The organism is Clostridium sp. ATCC 25772 (assembly GCF_001573875.1).
GTDB lineage: Bacteria > Bacillota > Clostridia > Clostridiales > Clostridiaceae > Clostridium_J > Clostridium_J senegalense.
Genome location: NZ_LFRG01000057.1, coordinates 1 through 20,268, shown reverse-complemented (window position 1 = coordinate 20,268; position 20,268 = coordinate 1). Strand labels below are relative to the sequence as shown.

The window sequence follows — 20,268 nt, the reverse complement described above, 5'->3', positions numbered from 1 at the left end:
TTTTCTCAACTGATAACAAAAATTTGATGAATAAATTTAAATTCGAGCTTGTTTCCCTATATAGGGTTCCAAGTTGACTCTTAAAATTATCCATTCCAAAACTTGGATACCTAAAATAGTGAGACATGCTCCGAATCATTTAGAAGTCAATGCTGAATCTTGTATGAAAATATTTTAAGGTTATTGAATAAATTTAAGTTGGAGCTTGTTTCCCTATAATATATAGAAAAATAATCTTAAAGTTTAATTTATGTACAAATCATAAGAAGTTTTAATATTTATTCCTTAGATATAAGTGGATTTTTAGTATATATAATTTTTTAGGTATGTTAAAATTATAATTTGTAAAATATGATTTTAGAACAATATAAAAACAAGTAAAATAAGATATTAAAATTATAAATATTAAAAGTTTCTAGCTGAAGAGTTAAAAATTATTCTTCAGTTTTTTATTTTTAAAAATATAGATAGAGTAGTAATTATATTTTTGAATATAATAATAAAAACATATTGCAATGAGTTTTAATATGTATTATTATTAATTTGCGACTAAATAATAATTATTATCAATAACTTTGTCTTATTATTTAAAAAAAGGAAGAAAGAGGGATAAAAATGAGTATTGTTAAAATAAGTGAAAATGCATTTAAAGAATTTAAACAATTCTTAAATGATAATGAAGTTACAGCTGATGTAATAAGAATACATTTTGCAGGTATGGGCTGAGGAGGTCCAGCATTTAGTCTTGTTCTGGATGAACAAAAAGAATCAGATAACACTGAAGAAATGCAAGGTTTGACATTCTTAGTAGATAAAGATGTCACTGCACAATTTGGTAAATTAACAATATTATCCAGTGAAGAAAATGGAATGGGTGGATTTTCTATAGAGCCTGAAACTAAATCAGAAGGTGGCGGATGCGCATCTTGCTCAAGTTGTAGTTAGTCTTTAAAATATATTAATTATAAATAAATTAAAAGTGGTGCCAAAACAGGCACCACTTTTAGTTTTAAAATAAAAAAATTAAAGTGAAAAATAATCACAAAAGAGTATATAGTTACATACCATATTAGTACAAGTAAATATTTGAAATGTACTTTAACAAGGACTTAATAAAAACTAAAAAGTTAAAATTTTAACAAGTGAAGAAATATGATGATTTGTGCTAAGGAGTAATTATATAGTACATAAATTTTTTGTTTTATAAGCTGTTATTAGCTTAGAGGTTAAATTGTGGGGGTGTAGCTATGGAGTGGACAGATATAGTTATTAGACTATTATTAGCTTTTATTATTGGAGGGGTTATTGGACAGGATAGAGAGAACAATCGTAGACCAGCAGGGCTTAGAACTCACATGTTGGTTTGTGTAGGTGCTACAGTTACATCTATGGTACAACTTTGTACAATGGAATATGCAATTAACCTAATAAGTACTAATCCAGAACTTTCTCAAGTGTTAAAAGTGGATTTATGTAGGCTTGGAGCACAAGTAATAACAGGAGTCGGATTTTTAGGTGCAGGAACAATAATACATGAAAAAGGGTTAGTGAAAGGTCTTACAACAGCAGCATCTATATGGGCAGTTGCATGTATAGGCCTTGGTGTTGGAATGGGGTTCTATTTTTTATCAATAGTTTCAACTATAGCAGTGTATTTTGTTTTGGTGTTTTTTAAAAAAGCAGAGAATAAGTATGCAGACGGTAAAAAAATGAAAATATATTTAGAATATGAAGATAAATATGAAGCTACAAAAGTTTTCTATGAAATTTTAAAAGAAGAAAATATAAAAATATGTGGAATGGAGTGCAGTGTAAAAGAAGAAAGTAATAAAAAAATTGAAAGTTGCACATACTATATGATGATTCCAATAAGTGTTGATATATTAGAACTTTTAGATAATATTATTTTAACTCAAAAGTTTATACAAGTTAAGTTTATTTGAATATAAAATTAAACTCAAACAATTAATTAAGTAAATAGAAAATAACAACAAGGAGAGTAATGTAATGGGTACAGTTATAGAAAACGGTTCTCTTATAATACTTATAGTGTCTTTATATGTTATGGTAATAACTTTAAAGAGATTTGAAGATAAAGAGAGAAGAGTATTAACATTAGAAGAATGTCGGCATATAGTTGTCTGGCACAATGATCTTAATAGAAAAATAGATCCACCAGAAAAGTTAGATAAGATTGTTGAGCGGGTCACAAATGGCGAAATCGTTCAGGTAGATAGTAAAAAAGTTTATAATGATATTATAAAAATAACTACCAAAGCTATGAAATTTAATAATTTAATACTTGTAAAGCCTAAAAGAAAGTGATATACTTAATAAAAATAATAATCTTTAAAATAGTCCAGAGAGGCTGCAAGATTTAATAAGTTAAGTTGAAATATTACTATTATAACTAGGAATATTATAACTTCTTGCAGTCATGCAAGAAGTTTTTTTATTATAAAATATTATATAAAGTAAATAACTTAGAACAAAGATTATCAAATTAAAGACAATATTGCCTTTAAATCAGTCCAGAGAGGCTGAAAAGGAGAAAGTTAATTTCTCCTTGAAAAAATTTTTCAGGAGGTTTTGTTATGACAGAAAAAGCAATATCTATATCCAAATCAAATGAGGGAGGATGTTTACTAGCTAAATTAAAAAGAATAATTTTAGCGAGTCAACACCTAATAGCTATGTTTGGAGCTACCGTTTTAGTTCCGATATTAACAGGTTTTAATCCATCAATAGCACTTATAGCAGCAGGATGTGGAACGTTAATATTTCATTTTTGTACTAAAGGAAAAGTTCCAGTATTCTTAGGGTCATCTTTTGCATTCATATCTGTAATAATATCAGTTAGTGAAATGCATGGCGGTGACTTAAGTTATGCTCAAGGTGGAATCATGGTAGCAGGATTTTTATATGTGATATTATCCTTCGGGGTAAAAAAAGTAGGTGTTAAAAATATAAAAAGATATTTGCCAGCACAAGTGGTAGGACCTATGATTATAGTAATAGGTTTAAACTTAATACCTACGGCATTTAATATGGCATCAGAAAATTTATTAATAGCAGCAATAACACTTATGACAGCCATAGTAATTAAAACTTTTGGTAAAGGTTTTTTAAAACAATTGTCAATATTAATAGCAGTTATAATAGGTTATAGCATATCGTTAGTATTACAAATTGTTGATACATCTATAATAGCTAATGCACCATTAATAGCAATGCCAGCTTTCAATTTGCCTAAATTTGATTTAGCATCAGTAGCTGTTATAGCACCAGTAATACTAGCTGTATTAATGGAACATGTTGGGGATATAACAACCAATGGACAAGTTGTAGGGAAAAACTTTATAGAGGATCCAGGGTTAAATAAAACATTACTTGGTGATGGTCTTGCAACAATGTTTTCTGCGTTAATAGGTGGACCGGCTAATACTACTTATGGAGAAAATACAGGAGTACTAGCTTTAACAAAAAATTATGATCCATCTATATTAAGGTTAACAGCTGTAATAGCTATATTACTAGGGGTTGTAGCTAAAGTAGGAGGGTTCTTACAATCAATACCATCTTGCGTTATGGGAGGAATAAGTTTAATACTATTCTCTATGATTTCGATGGTAGGTGTGAAAAGTATAAAAAATGAAGGTGTGAAATTTAATTTTAAGAACATAATAGTTATGGCAACTATATTAATAGTAGGTTTAGGAACTGGCATACTAGAAAGAAACTTTGGTATAGTTTTAGGAATTCCAATTACAGAAACAGTAAAGATTTCAGGATTGAGTTTAGCAGCAATATTAGGTGTACTTTTAAATAGTATTATAAATAGGAAAGTAATAAAAGAAAATAAAAATATATAGAATAATAGAATAATAGAATAAAGAATGCTTTAAGATGGCAAACATCTTAAAGCATTTTTAAATTTAGCAGATAAATATTTTTAAGATATAAAAGTTTAATTATTTGATAGTGAGTTATGTTGGAAAAACATATGAAACAACAAAAATTAAGCATTAACATTAATAAAATATATTAATAAAAAGTTAATAATAAATGAATGGAAATAATGAAAAAAATACAATTAATAATGAAAAATAAATAATATTTAATAAAAAATTATACTATAATTAAAAACAAAGTATTTATTACATAAACACTTTGTTCAATTTAAGAGAAAATAGAAAATTGACAGAAAAATTATAAAAGTATGTCGAAAATACTTGAAAAAAGATGAAGAGAAATATATAATTAAATTGTAACAATTTTAACAAAAATTTAACAACAAGGAGGAAAAATAATGAGTAACGAAAAGAAGAAAAAATCCTTCCCGACGGCCTTTACGGTATTATTTATAGTGTTAATACTTGTAGCGTTATTAACTTACTTAGTGCCAGCAGGAAGCTATGCTAAACTTAAATATAATACAGAAGCAGACAAGTTTGTTATAACAATGCCGAAAGGTGACACTAAAGAGTTGCCAGCAACACAAGAAACTTTGGAAAGCTTAGGTGTTAAAGTTAATGTTGAAAAATTTACAGAAGGAAGCATTAGCAAGCCAATAGCAATTCCAGATACATATGAAGAACTTCCAAGTAATCCACAAGGTTTAGTGAAAATTTTATCAGCACCAATACAAGGTGTGTATGATTCAATAGATATTATAATGTTTGTATTTATTTTAGGTGGAATTATCGGAGTTATAAACCATTCTGGAGCTTTTGATGCAGGGATTGCTAGTCTATCAAGAGCTACAAAAGGAAGAGAAATGTTACTTATAGTTATAGTTACTGTATTAGTAGCAGCAGGAGGAACAAGTTTTGGATTAGCAGAAGAAACTATAGCATTCTATCCTATACTTATGCCAATATATTTAGTATCAGGTTATGATGCGTTAGTATGTATAGCTGCAATATACTTAGGTTCAACGATAGGAACAATGTTTGCAACAACTAATCCATTTTCAGTTGTTACAGGTTCAAATGCCGCTGGAGTAAACTTTACAGATGGTATTATGTTCAGAGGAATAGGACTTGTATTGGCAACAGGATTAGCATTAATATATATAATTCGCTATGCAAAAAAAGTACAAAAGGATGCGAAAAATTCTTACATATTTGAAGATAAAGAACATATAGACAAAAAATTCTTAAGTGGATATGATGCTAATAATCTTCCAAATTTTAATATAAGAAGAAAACTTATGTTAATAATATTTGCACTTGCCTTTGTAGTTATGGTTTGGGGGGTTTCAACTCAAGGTTGGGGATTCCAAGATATGACAGCACTATTCTTAATAGTAGGAATAGTTATCGGAGTTATCTCTGGTATGGGAGAAAAAGTGTTTGTTGAGAAGTTTATAACAGGAGCAGGAGATTTAATAGGTGTTGCTCTTATTATAGGTGTTGCTAGAGGCGTTAACATAATAATGGAAAATGGCTTGATAAGCGACACTATACTTTATGGATCATCTAATTTAGTAACTGGTATGAATTCAATATTATTTATACTTGTTATGGTAGTGATATTTTGTGTATTAGGATTTTTCATACCATCATCTTCAGGACTTGCAACACTTGCAATGCCAATCATGGCACCACTTGCAGATTCAGTTGGAATATCAAGAGATGGTATTGTTAGTGCATATATGTATGGTCAAGGTTTGATGTCATTTATAACTCCAACAGGGCTTATACTTGCATCATTAGAAATGGTAGATGTAACTTATAACAAATGGCTAAAATTCGTATTACCATTAATGGGTATGATAGGTGGAATAGGAATAGTAATGTTAATACTTCAAGTATTAATTTAAGGTAATAAAAAATTAAAGTAGGAGATGATTTTCATCGCCTACTTTAATTTTTTTATAGTTAATGTAATATATATATATTAGTAACATAGTTTTAATAATCTAGTGGTAAGATAAAGATAATATATTTAGACTATATATTATTTTGTAGAATAATAGTAAAAAAAACAATAAAAAGGATTTAAATGGATATTTTATAGTTTTTTCAAAAATATTTTTAAACAACTTTAAATAAGGAAAAAATGTAGGTATAAAGTTAGTTTTCTAAATATAAAAACTATTGAAAAAAATAACGGTGTAGTACTATAATAGGATATGTAAAAGATTACAAGAATTGGGGGATTGAAATGTCAAAAGAAAAGAAGAAAAAGTCTTTCCCGACGGCTTTTACGGTTTTATTTATAGTGCTTATTTTAGCCGCAATACTTACATACATAGTTCCAGCTGGAAATTATGCAAAGCTTAAGTATGATAGTGAGAGTGAAGCATTAGTAGTAACTAAGCCAAAGGGAGAAATAGAAAATTTAGAGGCAACTCAGGAGTCTTTAGATAAACTTAATATTAAAGTAGATATACAAAAATTTAAGGATGGAAGTATAAGTAAACCTATAGCAATACCTGATACTTATGAAGTGGTTGAAAGCAATCCACAGGGATTATATGATATAATTTCTGCTCCGATAGCGGGAGTTTATGACACTATAGGTATAATAATGTTTGTATTTATCTTAGGTGGTATTATTGGAGTAATAAATCATTCTGGAGCCTTTGATGCAGGTATAGCTAGTCTTTCAAAGGCTACAAAGGGGAGAGAAGTATTACTTATAATAATAGTTTCTGCTGCGGTATCTTTAGGTGGGACAACTTTTGGTCTTGCAGAAGAAACCATAGCCTTTTATCCTATACTAATGCCAATTTTCTTGGTTGCAGGATATGATGCAATTGTATGTATAGCAGCAATATATTTAGGCTCATCATTGGGAACGATGTTCTCAACAGTAAATCCGTTTTGTGTTGTTATAGGTTCAAATGCTGCAGGAATAAATTTTACAGAAGGACTTACTTGGAGAATTATAGGACTAGTACTTTCTATGATAGTATGTATTATATATATAATTTATTATGCTAAAAAGGTTCAAAAGAATGCTAAATTATCCGTTGTATATGAAGATAAAAAGCATATAGAAGAAAAGTTCTTAAGTGGATATAATCCTGAAAATATACCTAATTTTAATTTTAGAAGAAAATTAATGTTAATTTTATTGCTATTAGGATTTATTATTATGATTTGGGGAGTAGCAACCAAAGGTTGGTGGTTTGAAGAAATGACAGCCCTATTCCTATTTATAGGAATACTAATAGGTGTAGTATCTGGAATGGGAGAAAAAACCTTTGTAGACAAATTTGTAGCTGGAGCGGCAGATTTAATAGGTGTTGCTCTTATTATAGGTGTTGCTAGAGGCGTTAACATGATAATGGACAATGGCTTAATAAGTGATAGTATATTATTTTATTCATCTAACTTAGTAAATGGAATGAATTCAGTGTTATTCATAATAGTTATGATGATTATATTCTGTGTATTAGGATTCTTTATACCATCAGCGTCTGGACTTGCAACTTTAGCTATGCCAATAATGGCACCACTTGCAGATACTGTTGGATTATCAAGAGATGTTATAGTTAGTACTTATGCTTATGGTCAAGGACTTATGGCATTTATAACACCGACAGGACTTATATTAGCTACATTAGAAATGGTAGATGTAACTTATAATAAATGGTTAAAGTTTGTATTGCCACTAATGGGATTGATAGCTGGATTGGCTATTGTATTATTAATTTTAGAAGCATATGTTCCATTATAAAATATTAAAATGAACTTAAAAATGTTGTTTCAGATTTTACAGAAGTATTTATAGATGTAACTATAAAGGCGATATAAAAATAAAACAGGAATTGTTCCTGTTTTATTTTTATATACTTTTTCAATAACTAACAGATTATTTTAGTTAAGAGTTAATAGTTATGGTTATTACTACTCACTTTGCTTCTAGTAATTCTAAACGTATTTTTAACTTTAAGAAACTGATACTCATTTTCATCAATAATTTTTAATTCTTAACTAACTATATTTGTACTTATTTTTCTCAACTGATAACAAAGATTTTATGTATAAATTTAAGTTATAGATTACATCCCTATATTAGTTAATAATTATAAATAAAAAATATAAATTAATTAAATATTTAAAATAGAAAAATAATAGTTTAGTATAATAGACCATTATATTGGGAGGAATTTATTTGAATATTATAATAAAAGGCCTTATATTTTTCTTGTTTTTATGTTGGTGGTATAGCAATAAAAAAAATATAAAAGTATTATTTATGGTAATCTTTTTCTTTATAGATTTTTGTAGAGTAGCATTTTTAGAGAAACTATTAAGCAATACATTTATAGTAGCTATAAATGTAATACAATTATTAATAATTGTATTTGTTTTTATACTTTATATAAAATCAATTATAAACAAACATACCGATAGAACATAATATATACATCTATATACCTAGTCTTTCTTTTAAACATTAAACTTTTTATAATTATTTTCTATACATAACTAAAAATTTTTTAGACCCACAGGTATAACCTGTGGTGTCTTTTGTAAAATAAATACTTTTTGTAAAAAATGTTTCAAAATTGAGAAAATTCATTTAATTGTATTGACCATTTTAAAAAAACAATGTAATATTTAAATGTAATATAAAATAATGAAGATTTGAAAAAAGGAGGTAAGATCATGAAAACTAATTTAAATATAATAAATGTGTTAATTAATTTAAAATTTAATAAATTATTGTTCTTACCTCTAGGTGAAAATATAGCTCGGTTTTAATGTTTTTAATTAGTAAAATATTTTTAAAGATACTTTTAAAATAAAAGTATTATTGACATAGTTGCGTTAAAATAAAAATATTTTAAGTAATTTTTAACTAAAAAAGACTTTCTATTAATCTTAGAGTGGTTAATGGAAAGTCTTTTTGTTTTTATATTACAAAGTAAAATAACTTATAATGTTACAGTGAAAAAGGGGTGAATCTTAATGAAGTTATTTAAAAACTATATCTTAAAACACATGAAAGCATTAGTAATACCAATTGCAACTATGATAATAGCACTTACTATTGATAGTACTTTTCCGTATCTTCAAAAGATATTTGTAGATGATATTATGTTAAATAATAAATGGGAGTACATTGGAAAATTCTTTTTCATATTTATATGCCTTACATTAGCTCGTTCTATAATTGGGTATATTAAAGAATATCTTTTTGATAAATTTGCTCTTAATGTAGCAAAGGAAATGAGAGAGGATTTATTTGATAAAATTCAATGTTTTGAATTCTCATTTTTTGATAATACCAATACAGGTGAATTGATGTCCAGAATAGCGGAAGATGTAGATACTGTCTGGGAAACTTTAGGTTTTGGGATGAGACTTTTAATTGAAGGAATAATACTTTTTATGATATCTACAGTTATAATGTTTAAATTAAATCCATTTTTGACAGGTATATCACTTTTAGTGTTACTACCAGTGGGATTTTTAGGGGTCATATTTGATAAGAAATTTTGTGATATCTATTCTAAGATAAGTGATCAAACAGCACAAATTAATTCAATGGCTCAACAGGATATATCAGGAATAAGACTTGTTAAAGCATTTGCAAGAGAAAAACATGAAATTTCTAAATTTTTAAATGTAAATAAACAGTATTATAATTTGAATATTGCTCAAGCTACATTGCTAAGTAAGTTTATACCAACTGTTGACTTTTTAACTAATTTAGCTCCTATAACTATAATAATATTTGGGGGATTATTAACTATAAATGGAAGCATATCTTTTGGTACAATACTTGCGTTTAGTAGTTATATATTGAATATATCATTTTGTGTTAGAAATTTTGGGTGGCTTGTAAATTTGTTATCTCAAAATAAGGCTTCGCTTGATAAGATATTTAAAATATTAGAAAGACAACCAGAAATAAAATCAAGTGAAAATGCATATAAACCTGAAAATGTTTTAGGAAATATTGAATTTGAAAAGGTGAATTTTAAATATAAAGATGAAGAAATTCTAAAAAATATAAATCTTAATATTCCAAGAGGAAGTACTGTTGCAATAATGGGAGCAACAGGATGTGGAAAAAGTTCATTAATATCTTTAATAGGAAGATATTATGATGTTTTTGACGGTGAAATTAAAGTAGATGGTGTGAATGTAAAAGAGTGGGATTTGGAAAAGTTAAGGGAAAGTATGTCAGTAGTTTTTCAAGATACATTTCTTTTTTCAGACACAATAAAAAATAATATTGATTTTGGTGGAAATCATAGTGAAGAAGATGTTGTTAAGTCATCAAAAGATAGCTGTGCTTACGAATTTATATCAGAACTTTCAGAAGGATATAATACTGAAGTAGGAGAAAGAGGAGTAGGATTATCCGGTGGACAAAAACAAAGACTTGCAATTGCAAGAGGCATAATAAGAAAAAGTTCAATATTAATTTTAGATGATGCAACATCTGCATTGGATATGGAGACAGAGCGTAATGTTCTTAAAAACCTTTCTAAAATGGAAAATAGGCCAACAACATTTATAATAGCTCATAGAATTTCAGGAGTTAAAGATGCAGATATTATAATATTTATGAAAGACGGAGAAATTGTAGAAATAGGAAATCATGAGAGTTTGTTGAAAAAACAGGGCTATTATTATAATATTTATCGTCATCAATTTAAAGATTTTGAACTAATACAGGAGGTGAGTTAATATGGAAAATAAAGTTCATAAATGGAAGACAGTGAGAAGGTTAGGTGATTATATAAAACCATACAAATGGAAAACTTTAGGAGTTATATTATTATTACTTATTGTAATGAGTTGTAACACATTAAATCCATATCTAATGAAAGTTTCTATAGATAGATTTGTTAGTATAAAAGATGTAAAAGGTTTATTTAGTATTGGGTTAGTACTTGTAGCCATAAATATCTTAGCTATGTTACTTTCCAAAATAAGAATTTTATCTATGAGTAAAATAACAAATAAAGTTTTAATAGATATAAGACATGAATTATATACTCATATTCAAACTTTGAGCTTTTCATTTTTTGATAATAGACCAGTAGGAAAAATACTTTCAAGAGTTGTTGGAGATGTTAATGCTCTTCAAAATCTTTTGAATAATAGTATTGTAAATTTAATACCTAACATATTTACAGTATCATTGGTAGTTATAATGATGTTTATATTAAATCCAATTTTAGCTATGATATGTGTTATAGTATTACCTATACTTTTAGGGGCAATGTTTTTTATTGAAATAAAATCTAATAAACTTTGGAGTAATTATAGGGAAAAAAGATCCACATTGCTTGGATATACCCATGAGGCCTTTTCAGGTATGAGAGTTATCCAAGGTTTTAGTAGAGAAAAATATGCGAAAGAAAAATTTCAGGAAAATTTAAATGCTCACGGAAATGGATTTTTAACTGCTGTAAAAGTTCAGGATTATTTTTGGCCAATAGTTGATTTGTGTAGAGGTATTGGAATATCTGTAGTGTTATTTGCTGGATATAGATTAGTTTTAAAGGATAGCTTATCTATGGGAACATTAATGGCGTTTATTATGTATATAGAAATGTTATGGAGGCCTATAATGAATTTAGCATCATTTTATAATGCATTTATAACAAATCTTTCAGCAGCAGAAAGAATATTTGATATATTAGATACTACTAATGATATGATAGTAAATGGAGCTACTAAAAAATTGCCGAAGATAAAAGGTAATATAAAATTTGAAAATGTAACATTTTCTTATGAAAATGATGGTATTAATGCACTGAAAAATACTAATTTCACACTAAAAGCAGGAGAAAAAGTAGCACTTGTTGGAGAAACAGGGGCAGGAAAAACAACCATAACAAATCTTTTAAGTAGGTTTTATGATCCTACACTAGGTAAAGTTTTTATAGATGGTATAGATATAAGAACTGTTGAATTAGAAAGTTTGCGTAGTCAAATGGGAATAATGCTTCAGGATTCATTTTTATTTTCTACAACGATAAAGGAAAATATTAAATACGGAAAACTTGGAGCAACTGATGAAGAAGTTATAGCAGCTGCAAAAGCAGTAAATGCTCATTCTTTTATTGAAAAATTAGAAAATGGCTATGATACAGAAGTAAATGAGCGAGGTTCTAGACTATCGTTAGGACAAAGACAACTTATAGCTTTTGCAAGAGCATTAATTGCTGATCCTAGAATATTAATTTTAGATGAAGCAACTGCAAATATTGACACGGAAACAGAAAGATTAGTTCAAGAAGGAATAAAGAAGCTTATGGAAGGTAGAACATCTATAGTAATAGCTCATAGACTATCAACTATAAGAGATTGTGATAAAATATTTGTTCTATCACACGGAGAAATAGTTGAACAAGGTACTCATGAAGAGTTATTAAGGTCAAAAGGATACTATTATAATTTATATTGTGCTCAATATAGTTTTTTAAGCGAAGGAGCATAATTTAGGCTAATAAGGAGTTATCTTAAAATAGAGATTATACTCTATTTTAAGATAACTTTTTAGTTTTACATCTTGTATGTTTAGATTATTTTTCATCAAATACTTATAAATTAAAAATCTAAATATTAAAATTATATTAGCAAAAAAATATATATATTTATGAATAAATATATATGATTAAGAAAAACTATTTTTAAAGACAGAATAGATTATAGAGGTTGATGTAAATAAATTTATAAATTTACTTTACTATACAAAAAAAATATATATAATATTAAATGTACAATAAATTCATATTGTAATTAAATAAAATATTCAGTTTTAAGCTAATATAATATAATAATTTAATTTAAGCTTAATATAATATAATTTGAAGGGAGTAAAATATAGATAATATATGTTGAGTTTTGTATTATGAATTCATTAATATAAAATTTTATTATATATTTTACAAGGCATATTGAAGTGCTAAAATAAATTACCATGGAAAGAGGTTTTATAAATGTCAACTTTAAATATATTTAGTAAAAAAATTTCATGGCAAGGATTAAACTTAACTTGTACAATGGAAAGATATTTAGAAACAAATAATATAGCATTAGAGTTATATGATGAATTTGGAGAGTTTTATGATGGTATTACGTTAGATTACAAAACATCTCTTCCGAAATCTAATAATGCTATTATTTCAAGAGAAAAGAGTGCAGAAGGAATATTAAATGCTTTAACTAAAGTTGATATGGTTAAAGTTGTTGGTAAGATAGACGTTAAGTTAGTTATGCAAGAATTAGTTTTAGTAAATACTAGACAGTTTAAAGAAATAGAAGAAGAAGTTTTCTTAGAATTTGCTAAAAGCGAAGAATATGATTTAAATGAATTTTTAAGTAAATAAATAAGGAGTATTATATGAGAAAGGTTTATAAAAATCCAAAAGAATTAGCAACATGTTTAAAAGATTTAGTAGATTCATATTTAGATGACCTTATGGAATATGAAACTTTAGAAGAAAAAGTAATGATACTTGTTGAACATAATGGTGAAAGAATTTATAAAGATGATAAAATGTCTTCAAAAATACATACTGTAATAGAAACATCAAGAGCAGATATTATAAATAAAATAGTAAAAGATAATAAAAAATAAATTGAATATAGTAAAATATAAAAGGCGTGTATTATACACGTTTCAGAGTGTCGACAAAGTCGACACTTTCTTATTTTTTGTGTAAAATAATACTGGTGATGAAAATGTTAACTAAAAGAGGAAAAGAATTAAGAACACAAGTTGAGTTTAATAGCTTGGAAAATTTAGTTCCAAGGGACCACTTGTTAAGAAAAGTTGATCAAGCTATAGATTTTAATTTTATATATAATGAAGTATCAGAGCTATACTCTGATTTTGGAAGACCAAGTATTGATCCTGTAGTGCTTATTAAAATAGTACTAATTCAATACTTGTTTGGCATACCTTCAATGAGACAAACTATAAAGGAAATTCAGGTAAATATAGCCTACAGATGGTTTATTGGATATTCCATAAGTGAACCAATACCTCACTTCTCTACTTTCAGTAAAAACTATGAAAGAAGATTTGCTGAAACAGATTTATTTACTAAAATTTTTACTGAGATACTAGATATTGCTGAGTCCGAAGGGCTAATTGCCGCTGAACAGGTATATATTGACTCAACTCACATAAAGGCAAGTGCCAACAAGAAAAAGTATGAGAAGGTTAATGTTAAGGTAGAAGCTAAGAAATATCAGAAACAACTAGATAAAGAGATTGATGCCGATAGGCAGGATCATGGAAAAAAGCCATTTAAAAAAACTGAAAAAATAGAAACAAAGGAAATTGTCCAAAGTACTACAGATAAAGAAAGTGGCATGTTTCATAAGAATGAGAAAGAAAGATGTTTCGCTTACTTAGCACACACCGCTTGTGATGACGCTAATTTTATTCTGGGCTTTGACGTTACTGCAGGTAATGTTCATGATAGCGTTGCTTTTGAAGACGTATTTAACAAAGTGAATGAAAGATATGAAGCTGAAATCGCAGCGGTAGCTGTTGATGCTGGCTATAAAACTCCGTATATTTCTAGACTCTTATTAAAATCTAGTATTTTACCTTCTATGCCATACAAAAGACCTATGACTAAAGATGGATTTTTAAAGAAATATGAATATGTTTATGATGAATATAATGATTGTTATATATGCCCTAATAATAAAATTCTTGAGTATTCAACTACAAATAGAGAAGGATACAAAGTGTATAAATCGAATCCTACGGATTGTGGTAATTGTTCATTTAAACCTAGATGTACTAACAGTAAAAATAATCAAAAAGTTGTAACAAGGCATGTCTGGGAAGAGTATTTAGAAGAAGCAGATCATCTTAGACATGATAACTATGTTAAGTGTGTATATAAAAGAAGAAAAGAAACCATTGAACGCGTATTTGCTGACGCAAAAGAAAAACATGGCATGAGATTTACTCATTTAAGAGGTTTGGCTAAAGTTAAGATGGAGGTCACGCTTATTTTCTCATGCATGAATTTAAAAAAACTAGCCAATAGGTTGTGGAATAGAAGGCGTAAGTCTTCTCATCTCTATACTTTTATTTGCAAAGTATATTTAAATAACCAGAAATTTATCATTAAAACTTCAAAAGGCATGTTCTCAGTGATGAGAATATGCCTTTTGTCTACAGTCTGAGGCGTGTATTATACACGTTTTTTTATATTTATTTAGAATGTTGAACTTAATTTTAAAAAATAGTTATGGTGTATAATTAATTTATTAGATAGGTTTTGTTGAATTTAAAACAAATACTTGTAAAGTGAAAGGAAAAAATACATGAGAATAAATAAGTTGTTAAGTAATTTTGGCATTTGTTCCAGAAAGGATGGGAATAGATTTATTGAAGAAAAGAGGATAGTTGTCAATGGAGAACTTTGCAGCAAAGGCCAATGGGTTGAATTAGAAGATGAAATATTTTTAGATGGAAAACCTTTAAAAGAAAAAGAAAAAATATATATAGCATTAAATAAGCCTGTTGGAATTGTATGTACTGCAGCAAAAGATGTTAAAAGCAACATAATTGAATTTATGGACTATAAAGAATACATATTTCCAGTAGGAAGATTAGATAAAGAATCACAAGGATTAATTATAATGACCAATGATGGTGAACTTGCTAACAAAATTTTAGAATCTAAAAACTTTCATGAAAAAGAATATATAGTAACTGTTGATAGACCTTTTGATGATGATTTTCTTAAAAATATGGGCAAAGGAGTTGAAATTTTAGGAGCTAAAACAAGGCCATGTATTGTAAAGAAAATTAATGAAGATACTTTTAATATAGTTCTAACTCAAGGTATAAACAAACAAATAAGACGTATGGCTAAAACTTGTGGATATACAGTAAAGAGGCTGGAACGTATAAGAATTATTAATATAAAAATAAATGGACTAGATATAGGACAGTGGAGGCATCTTACAAAAGCAGAAATTAATGAGTTAGAAAAGTGTTAATAAAACATGACAATAGAATATATTAAAAGAAGGTTCTTTTTAGGAGACAGCTAAAAAACAATATGTTTTTCAACTGCCTCCTTTTTAAAACTTTTTTGTTACCTATTTTTAAATTCAGCTAAAGTCCTATAATTTGCTTAATTTTAACATATACTCCTTGTGATTTAGGGGCAATATATCTACGTTTAACTTTTTTTGATTCTACAGCTTTAATATATTCATCTACTATAGAGGATGTTGATTTTACTTCTATTTTACTAAAATAATTAAGATGTTTTCTTTTTAAGTAATTAATTTTATTTTTAAAGTATGATTTGTTTTTCATCCAAGTAAATTGCTTATAAATATTTTTTTGATTAAATCCTGTATTATAAGCACCTGGTTCTATCATTGTTACTTGGATATTATTATTGTTTAGTTCATTAAGCTCTTCACGTAATGATAAGGCTATACATTCTAGGGCAAATTTAGATGAAGCATAAGGGCATAGAAATGGATATATAGTCTTACCTAAAAGAGATGAAATAAAAATTATTTTACCACTATTATTTTTTATCATTTGTTTAAGAACTAATTGTGTAAGCTCAATAGTGGAAAAAACATTAGTTTCAAAAACTTTTTTAAAATTTTCAATATTAATTTCCGCAATAGAACCAGAGTCTCCAATAGCTGCATTGTTTATTAAAACATCTAAATTTAAACTGGTTACTATATTTCTATCTATAGGATTTGTTATATCAAGTTTAAAACTTTTTATTGGCAAATTTAATTTTTTACCAATACTATTTAATATAATAGCCTCACTATCCGTATGTGTTGTAGCATAAACTAGATGACCACGAAGGGACAATGCTATAGCAGCAGATTTACCTATTCCAGTTCCAGCTCCAGTTATTAAAATTTTCTTCATAAAAATCACCTTAACTTTTTAAAAGTATTATTAACATTAATATTAAAAAATATTAAAAAAAATATAAAAAGCTATTTACTTATAATGTAAAATCATATACAATATAAATAATAAATATTATTATTTAATAATTATTATTTAAAAAGGTGTTTAGGAGGAGATTTTATGAAGGTTATTGTTATAGGATGTACTCATGCAGGAACTGCGGCTATAGTTAATTTAAAGGAAGATTATCCAAACAGTGAAGTGGTTGTTTATGAAAAGAATAATAATATATCATTTTTATCTTGTGGTATAGCATTGTCTATAGGGGGAGTAGTTACAGAAACAGAAAAACTATTTTATAACTCACCAGAAAATTTAAAATCTATTGGTGTTAAAACTAATATGGAACATGAGGTTTTAGATATAGACTTGGAAAAGAAAATAGTTAAAGTTAAAAACTTGAATACAAAAGAAATATTTGAGGATAATTATGATAAGTTAATTCTTACATTAGGATCTTGGCCAATAGTACCTAATTTTGAAGGTAAGGATTTAGAAAATATATTATTATGTAAAAACTATAATCATGCAAAAGTAATTGAGAAAGAATGTAATTATGCTAAGAACGTAGTGATAATCGGAGCAGGATATATTGGTGTAGAGCTTGCAGAAGCTTTTGAAATGAAAAATAAAAATGTAACATTAATAGATGCTGAGAATAGAATAATGTCTAAATATTTAGATAAAGAGTTTACAGATATAGCAGAATCAGAGTTTGAAAATCATGGAATAAATTTAGTGTTAGGTGAAAAAGTTAAGTGTTTTGAAGGTACAGATAAAAAAGTATCAAAAGTAATAACAGATAAGGGATGTTATAAAGCAGATTTAGTAATTCTTTGCATAGGATTTGCACCAAATACAAATATTATAAAAGGTAAATTAGATACACTTAAAAATGGGGCAATAATAATTGATGAGTATATGAGAACAAGTGAAGAGAATGTTTTTGCAGCGGGAGATTGTTGCGTAGTAAGATATAATCCAGCTAAAGATACAAGATATATTCCGTTGGCTACTAATGCTGTAAGAATGGGAACTTTAGTTGCGAAAAATATAAAAAATCCAACTTTAAAATATATGGGAACTCAAGGTACTTCAGGAATTAAGATTTATAGTAAATCTATAGCATCTACAGGTTTAACAGAGGAAGTTGGTAGAGTAACTACATCATTAAATATAGAGTCTGTAATTATAAATGATAATTATAGACCAGAATTTATGCCAACTTTTAAGGAAGCTACTTTAAAACTAGTTTTTGATAAGGATACAAAAAGGATTTTAGGTGGTCAAATTATATCTGATGTAGATTTAACACAATTTATGAATACATTGTCTGTTGCAATACAAAACAATATGACAATAGAAGAACTAGCAATGACAGATTTCTTCTTTCAACCTCATTTTAACAAGCCATGGAGCTTATTAAATATAGCAGCTTTAGAAGCATTGAAAAAATATCAACAATAATTATTTACAGATAATGATTATTAATATATAATATAAAGTATAATAATTAAAACATGTATATTGCACAATGATAAAGTTAAATATTATTATACAAAAGGAGAAAATATTATGGAAAAAGTGTGTCTTTGTAGAGGCGTCACAAAAGAACAAATAATAGAATCTATAAAAAATGGAGCAAAAACATTTGAAGATGTAAAAGAAAAAACTGGTGCTGGAACTGGTGGATGTCGTGGCGGAAGATGTGAAGGAACAATAGAGACTTTAATAAAAGTATATGAAGAATAAAAAACTATGCTATATCTAAAATAAGATATAGCATAGTTTTTTACTTTAAATTTAAAATATATAAGTATGGGGTTCTAAGTTGACTTTTAAAATTATCCATTCCAAAGATTGGATACCTAAAATAGTGAGACATGCTCAGAATCACTTAGAATTTAACACTGCATCTTGTATGAAAATATTTTAAGGTTAATGAATAAATTTAAGTTGGAGCTTGTTTTTCTATATAATTTAAAAGTAATAAATGTTTGAAAGCGATATACAAATAGAAAACTATGTTTATTTGGTTGTGGGAAAAAATGAAAATTTGACAAAAATAGTTAAAATGTTACAATATAATAAATTTATAATTGAATTATTAAATATAGATTAGTAGAAATATTGGGGGATAATATGGAGCAATGTTTAAAAAATAAAATATTAAAAATGATAAGCAATTATGAAGAATTAGGAAAAACTAAGAGACACAATAATAACTTAATAAAAGCATGTAATGCACTATCACTTGCTATAGAAAATAGGGTTATAGATGCAAAAAGTACAAATGAGGCAATTAAAGTGATAAATAAAAATACATCTTTTTTTTCAGTTTTTAAAAATGATAACGTTTTACTTAGTTTAGCTACCACAATTTCTTTAACACATAATCCTAAGTTAGTTTTTTTAGAAATTAAAGGAGTATATGAAAAGTTACAGAAATATTTTAGTAGTAGCGAATATTTAGTTATGGCGGCTAACATCATATATAAACACGGTAAAAAATATGGTATATATGAAACAGTAGAAAGAACAAAAATATCCTATGAGTTAATGAGAAAAAATCATAAATTTTTAACATCAAAAGAAGATTATTGTGCAGCTGCAATGATAGCAATGACTTGTGAAAATTTAGATGAAACATTTAATGGCATTGAAAAAAATTATAAGTATTTAAGTGAAAATGGATTTAATAAGAGTAACGAACTTCAAACACTTACACACATGTTAAGTTTTGCTAATGGGACTGTAGAAGAAAAGGCATTAAAGGTTGTAAAACTATATAAATTTTTAAAGGAAAATGATTTCCCTTTGAAAGGGCAGTTATTACCGTTAGTTGGAATAGTTACATCTATTGTTAATGATAATGATAAATTTTTAGATGATGTAAAAAGTGTAGATGATGAGCTAGAAAAAAATGGATTTGGAAATTTTGTCTTTGGAAAAGATAATAGAGCAGTAGTATCAGTAGCACTTACATTGTCATCATATACTGATTCCATGAAAAATAAAGTTGTGAATGGATTGATAGAAAGCATAGCCACAAATACAATAACTAATGTATTAATAGAAACGCAAATAATAAATATAGCTGCAATAGCATCACTTATATATGTATCAACAAAATCAAATTAAAAATAATAATTATAAAATTTAAATCTTATTTTTAAATAGTTCTAAGTTTTATATAGAATTTATAAATAATAGTAGTTTTTTTATACAAAATGTAGAAAAAGTATATATTATTGCTATAATTTTATTAGAGAATAATAAAAGGAGCTAAGTAATAGTTGCTAAATTTATTGAAATTAGTGTAAAAATGTGTTGAAATGTACTCATAAAAGGAAGTGA

17 protein-coding genes are annotated in these 20,268 nt (G+C 27.0%); 16 read left to right on the top strand and 1 reads right to left on the bottom strand.

Going from position 1 to position 20,268, the window contains the following annotated elements:
• Positions 1-795 precede the first annotated feature (795 nt).
• From AZI32_RS18975 to AZI32_RS15245, 13 genes are all read left to right on the top strand, one after another.
• Positions 796-945 carry a hypothetical protein gene (locus AZI32_RS18975; RefSeq protein ID WP_242865308.1) on the top strand — a complete coding sequence of 50 codons (150 nt, stop codon included), beginning with the start codon at positions 796-798 and terminating at the stop codon, positions 943-945.
• A 302-nt stretch (positions 946-1,247) separates the two neighbouring features.
• The gene (locus AZI32_RS15300; protein WP_061996649.1) at positions 1,248-1,943 is read left to right on the top strand and encodes an MgtC/SapB family protein; all 696 of its coding nucleotides are present in this window, start codon (positions 1,248-1,250) and stop codon (positions 1,941-1,943) included.
• 64 nt (positions 1,944-2,007) lie between these two features.
• On the top strand, positions 2,008-2,325 hold the full coding sequence (locus AZI32_RS15295) for a hypothetical protein (protein ID WP_061996648.1): 318 nt from the start codon (positions 2,008-2,010) through the stop codon (positions 2,323-2,325).
• Between the two features lie 269 nt (positions 2,326-2,594).
• Positions 2,595-3,872, top strand: coding sequence for a uracil-xanthine permease family protein (locus AZI32_RS15290; RefSeq protein ID WP_061996647.1), 1,278 nt, complete (start codon positions 2,595-2,597; stop codon positions 3,870-3,872).
• 437 nt (positions 3,873-4,309) lie between these two features.
• The gene (locus AZI32_RS15285; protein WP_061996646.1) at positions 4,310-5,824 is read left to right on the top strand and encodes a YfcC family protein; all 1,515 of its coding nucleotides are present in this window, start codon (positions 4,310-4,312) and stop codon (positions 5,822-5,824) included.
• A 344-nt stretch (positions 5,825-6,168) separates the two neighbouring features.
• Entirely contained in the window at positions 6,169-7,689 is a 1,521-nt protein-coding gene (locus AZI32_RS15280) for a YfcC family protein (RefSeq protein ID WP_061996645.1), read from the top strand.
• 438 nt (positions 7,690-8,127) lie between these two features.
• Positions 8,128-8,376, top strand: coding sequence for a hypothetical protein (locus tag AZI32_RS15275; protein WP_061996644.1), 249 nt, complete (start codon positions 8,128-8,130; stop codon positions 8,374-8,376).
• A 551-nt stretch (positions 8,377-8,927) separates the two neighbouring features.
• The gene (locus AZI32_RS15270) at positions 8,928-10,658 is read left to right on the top strand and encodes an ABC transporter ATP-binding protein (RefSeq protein WP_061996643.1); all 1,731 of its coding nucleotides are present in this window, start codon (positions 8,928-8,930) and stop codon (positions 10,656-10,658) included.
• A 1-nt stretch (position 10,659) separates the two neighbouring features.
• Complete coding sequence (locus AZI32_RS15265) at positions 10,660-12,420, top strand: ABC transporter ATP-binding protein (RefSeq protein ID WP_061996642.1); 1,761 nt, start codon at positions 10,660-10,662, stop codon at positions 12,418-12,420.
• A gap of 502 nt (positions 12,421-12,922) precedes the next feature.
• Complete coding sequence (locus AZI32_RS15260) at positions 12,923-13,312, top strand: hypothetical protein (RefSeq protein ID WP_242865307.1); 390 nt, start codon at positions 12,923-12,925, stop codon at positions 13,310-13,312.
• A 14-nt stretch (positions 13,313-13,326) separates the two neighbouring features.
• Complete coding sequence (locus tag AZI32_RS15255; RefSeq protein WP_061996641.1) at positions 13,327-13,563, top strand: TIGR04540 family protein; 237 nt, start codon at positions 13,327-13,329, stop codon at positions 13,561-13,563.
• 104 nt (positions 13,564-13,667) lie between these two features.
• Positions 13,668-15,134: an IS1182 family transposase gene (locus AZI32_RS15250; RefSeq protein WP_061996640.1), complete on the top strand. Its 1,467-nt coding sequence runs from the start codon at positions 13,668-13,670 to the stop codon at positions 15,132-15,134.
• A 141-nt stretch (positions 15,135-15,275) separates the two neighbouring features.
• Entirely contained in the window at positions 15,276-15,956 is a 681-nt protein-coding gene (locus AZI32_RS15245; RefSeq protein ID WP_061996639.1) for a pseudouridine synthase, read from the top strand.
• Between the two features lie 118 nt (positions 15,957-16,074).
• Here the strand turns inward: AZI32_RS15245 and AZI32_RS15240 are convergent, their stop codons facing one another.
• Positions 16,075-16,866 (bottom strand): SDR family NAD(P)-dependent oxidoreductase, encoded by a 792-nt coding sequence (locus AZI32_RS15240; RefSeq protein ID WP_061996638.1) that lies wholly within the window; start codon positions 16,864-16,866, stop codon positions 16,075-16,077.
• 165 nt (positions 16,867-17,031) lie between these two features.
• Here AZI32_RS15240 and AZI32_RS15235 point away from each other — a divergent pair, with 165 nt between their 5' ends.
• The 3 genes from AZI32_RS15235 (at position 17,032) to AZI32_RS15225 (ending at position 20,052) form a co-directional block, all read left to right on the top strand.
• A complete protein-coding gene (locus AZI32_RS15235) occupies positions 17,032-18,378 on the top strand; it encodes an FAD-dependent oxidoreductase (RefSeq protein ID WP_061996637.1) in 1,347 nt (448 codons plus the stop codon).
• 108 nt (positions 18,379-18,486) lie between these two features.
• Entirely contained in the window at positions 18,487-18,663 is a 177-nt protein-coding gene (locus AZI32_RS15230; protein ID WP_061996636.1) for a (2Fe-2S)-binding protein, read from the top strand.
• A 390-nt stretch (positions 18,664-19,053) separates the two neighbouring features.
• Positions 19,054-20,052: a DUF4003 family protein gene (locus tag AZI32_RS15225; protein WP_061996635.1), complete on the top strand. Its 999-nt coding sequence runs from the start codon at positions 19,054-19,056 to the stop codon at positions 20,050-20,052.
• The last annotated feature ends 216 nt before the right edge of the window (positions 20,053-20,268 follow it).

What these genes read in the sequence shown, in the direction of transcription:
- AZI32_RS15235 (WP_061996637.1), top strand. Translation starts at nt 17,032, where the DNA reads ATGAAGGTTATTGTTATAGGATGTACTCATGCAGGAACTGCGGCTATA.
- AZI32_RS15270 (WP_061996643.1), top strand. Translation starts at nt 8,928, where the DNA reads ATGAAGTTATTTAAAAACTATATCTTAAAACACATGAAAGCATTAGTA.
- AZI32_RS15285 (WP_061996646.1), top strand. Translation starts at nt 4,310, where the DNA reads ATGAGTAACGAAAAGAAGAAAAAATCCTTCCCGACGGCCTTTACGGTA.
- AZI32_RS15295 (WP_061996648.1), top strand. Translation starts at nt 2,008, where the DNA reads ATGGGTACAGTTATAGAAAACGGTTCTCTTATAATACTTATAGTGTCT.
- AZI32_RS15290 (WP_061996647.1), top strand. Translation starts at nt 2,595, where the DNA reads ATGACAGAAAAAGCAATATCTATATCCAAATCAAATGAGGGAGGATGT.
- AZI32_RS15245 (WP_061996639.1), top strand. Translation starts at nt 15,276, where the DNA reads ATGAGAATAAATAAGTTGTTAAGTAATTTTGGCATTTGTTCCAGAAAG.
- AZI32_RS15265 (WP_061996642.1), top strand. Translation starts at nt 10,660, where the DNA reads ATGGAAAATAAAGTTCATAAATGGAAGACAGTGAGAAGGTTAGGTGAT.
- AZI32_RS15280 (WP_061996645.1), top strand. Translation starts at nt 6,169, where the DNA reads ATGTCAAAAGAAAAGAAGAAAAAGTCTTTCCCGACGGCTTTTACGGTT.
- AZI32_RS15300 (WP_061996649.1), top strand. Translation starts at nt 1,248, where the DNA reads ATGGAGTGGACAGATATAGTTATTAGACTATTATTAGCTTTTATTATT.
- AZI32_RS15255 (WP_061996641.1), top strand. Translation starts at nt 13,327, where the DNA reads ATGAGAAAGGTTTATAAAAATCCAAAAGAATTAGCAACATGTTTAAAA.
- AZI32_RS15250 (WP_061996640.1), top strand. Translation starts at nt 13,668, where the DNA reads ATGTTAACTAAAAGAGGAAAAGAATTAAGAACACAAGTTGAGTTTAAT.
- AZI32_RS15230 (WP_061996636.1), top strand. Translation starts at nt 18,487, where the DNA reads ATGGAAAAAGTGTGTCTTTGTAGAGGCGTCACAAAAGAACAAATAATA.
- AZI32_RS15260 (WP_242865307.1), top strand. Translation starts at nt 12,923, where the DNA reads ATGTCAACTTTAAATATATTTAGTAAAAAAATTTCATGGCAAGGATTA.
- AZI32_RS15225 (WP_061996635.1), top strand. Translation starts at nt 19,054, where the DNA reads ATGGAGCAATGTTTAAAAAATAAAATATTAAAAATGATAAGCAATTAT.
- AZI32_RS15240 (WP_061996638.1), bottom strand. Translation starts at nt 16,866, where the DNA reads ATGAAGAAAATTTTAATAACTGGAGCTGGAACTGGAATAGGTAAATCT.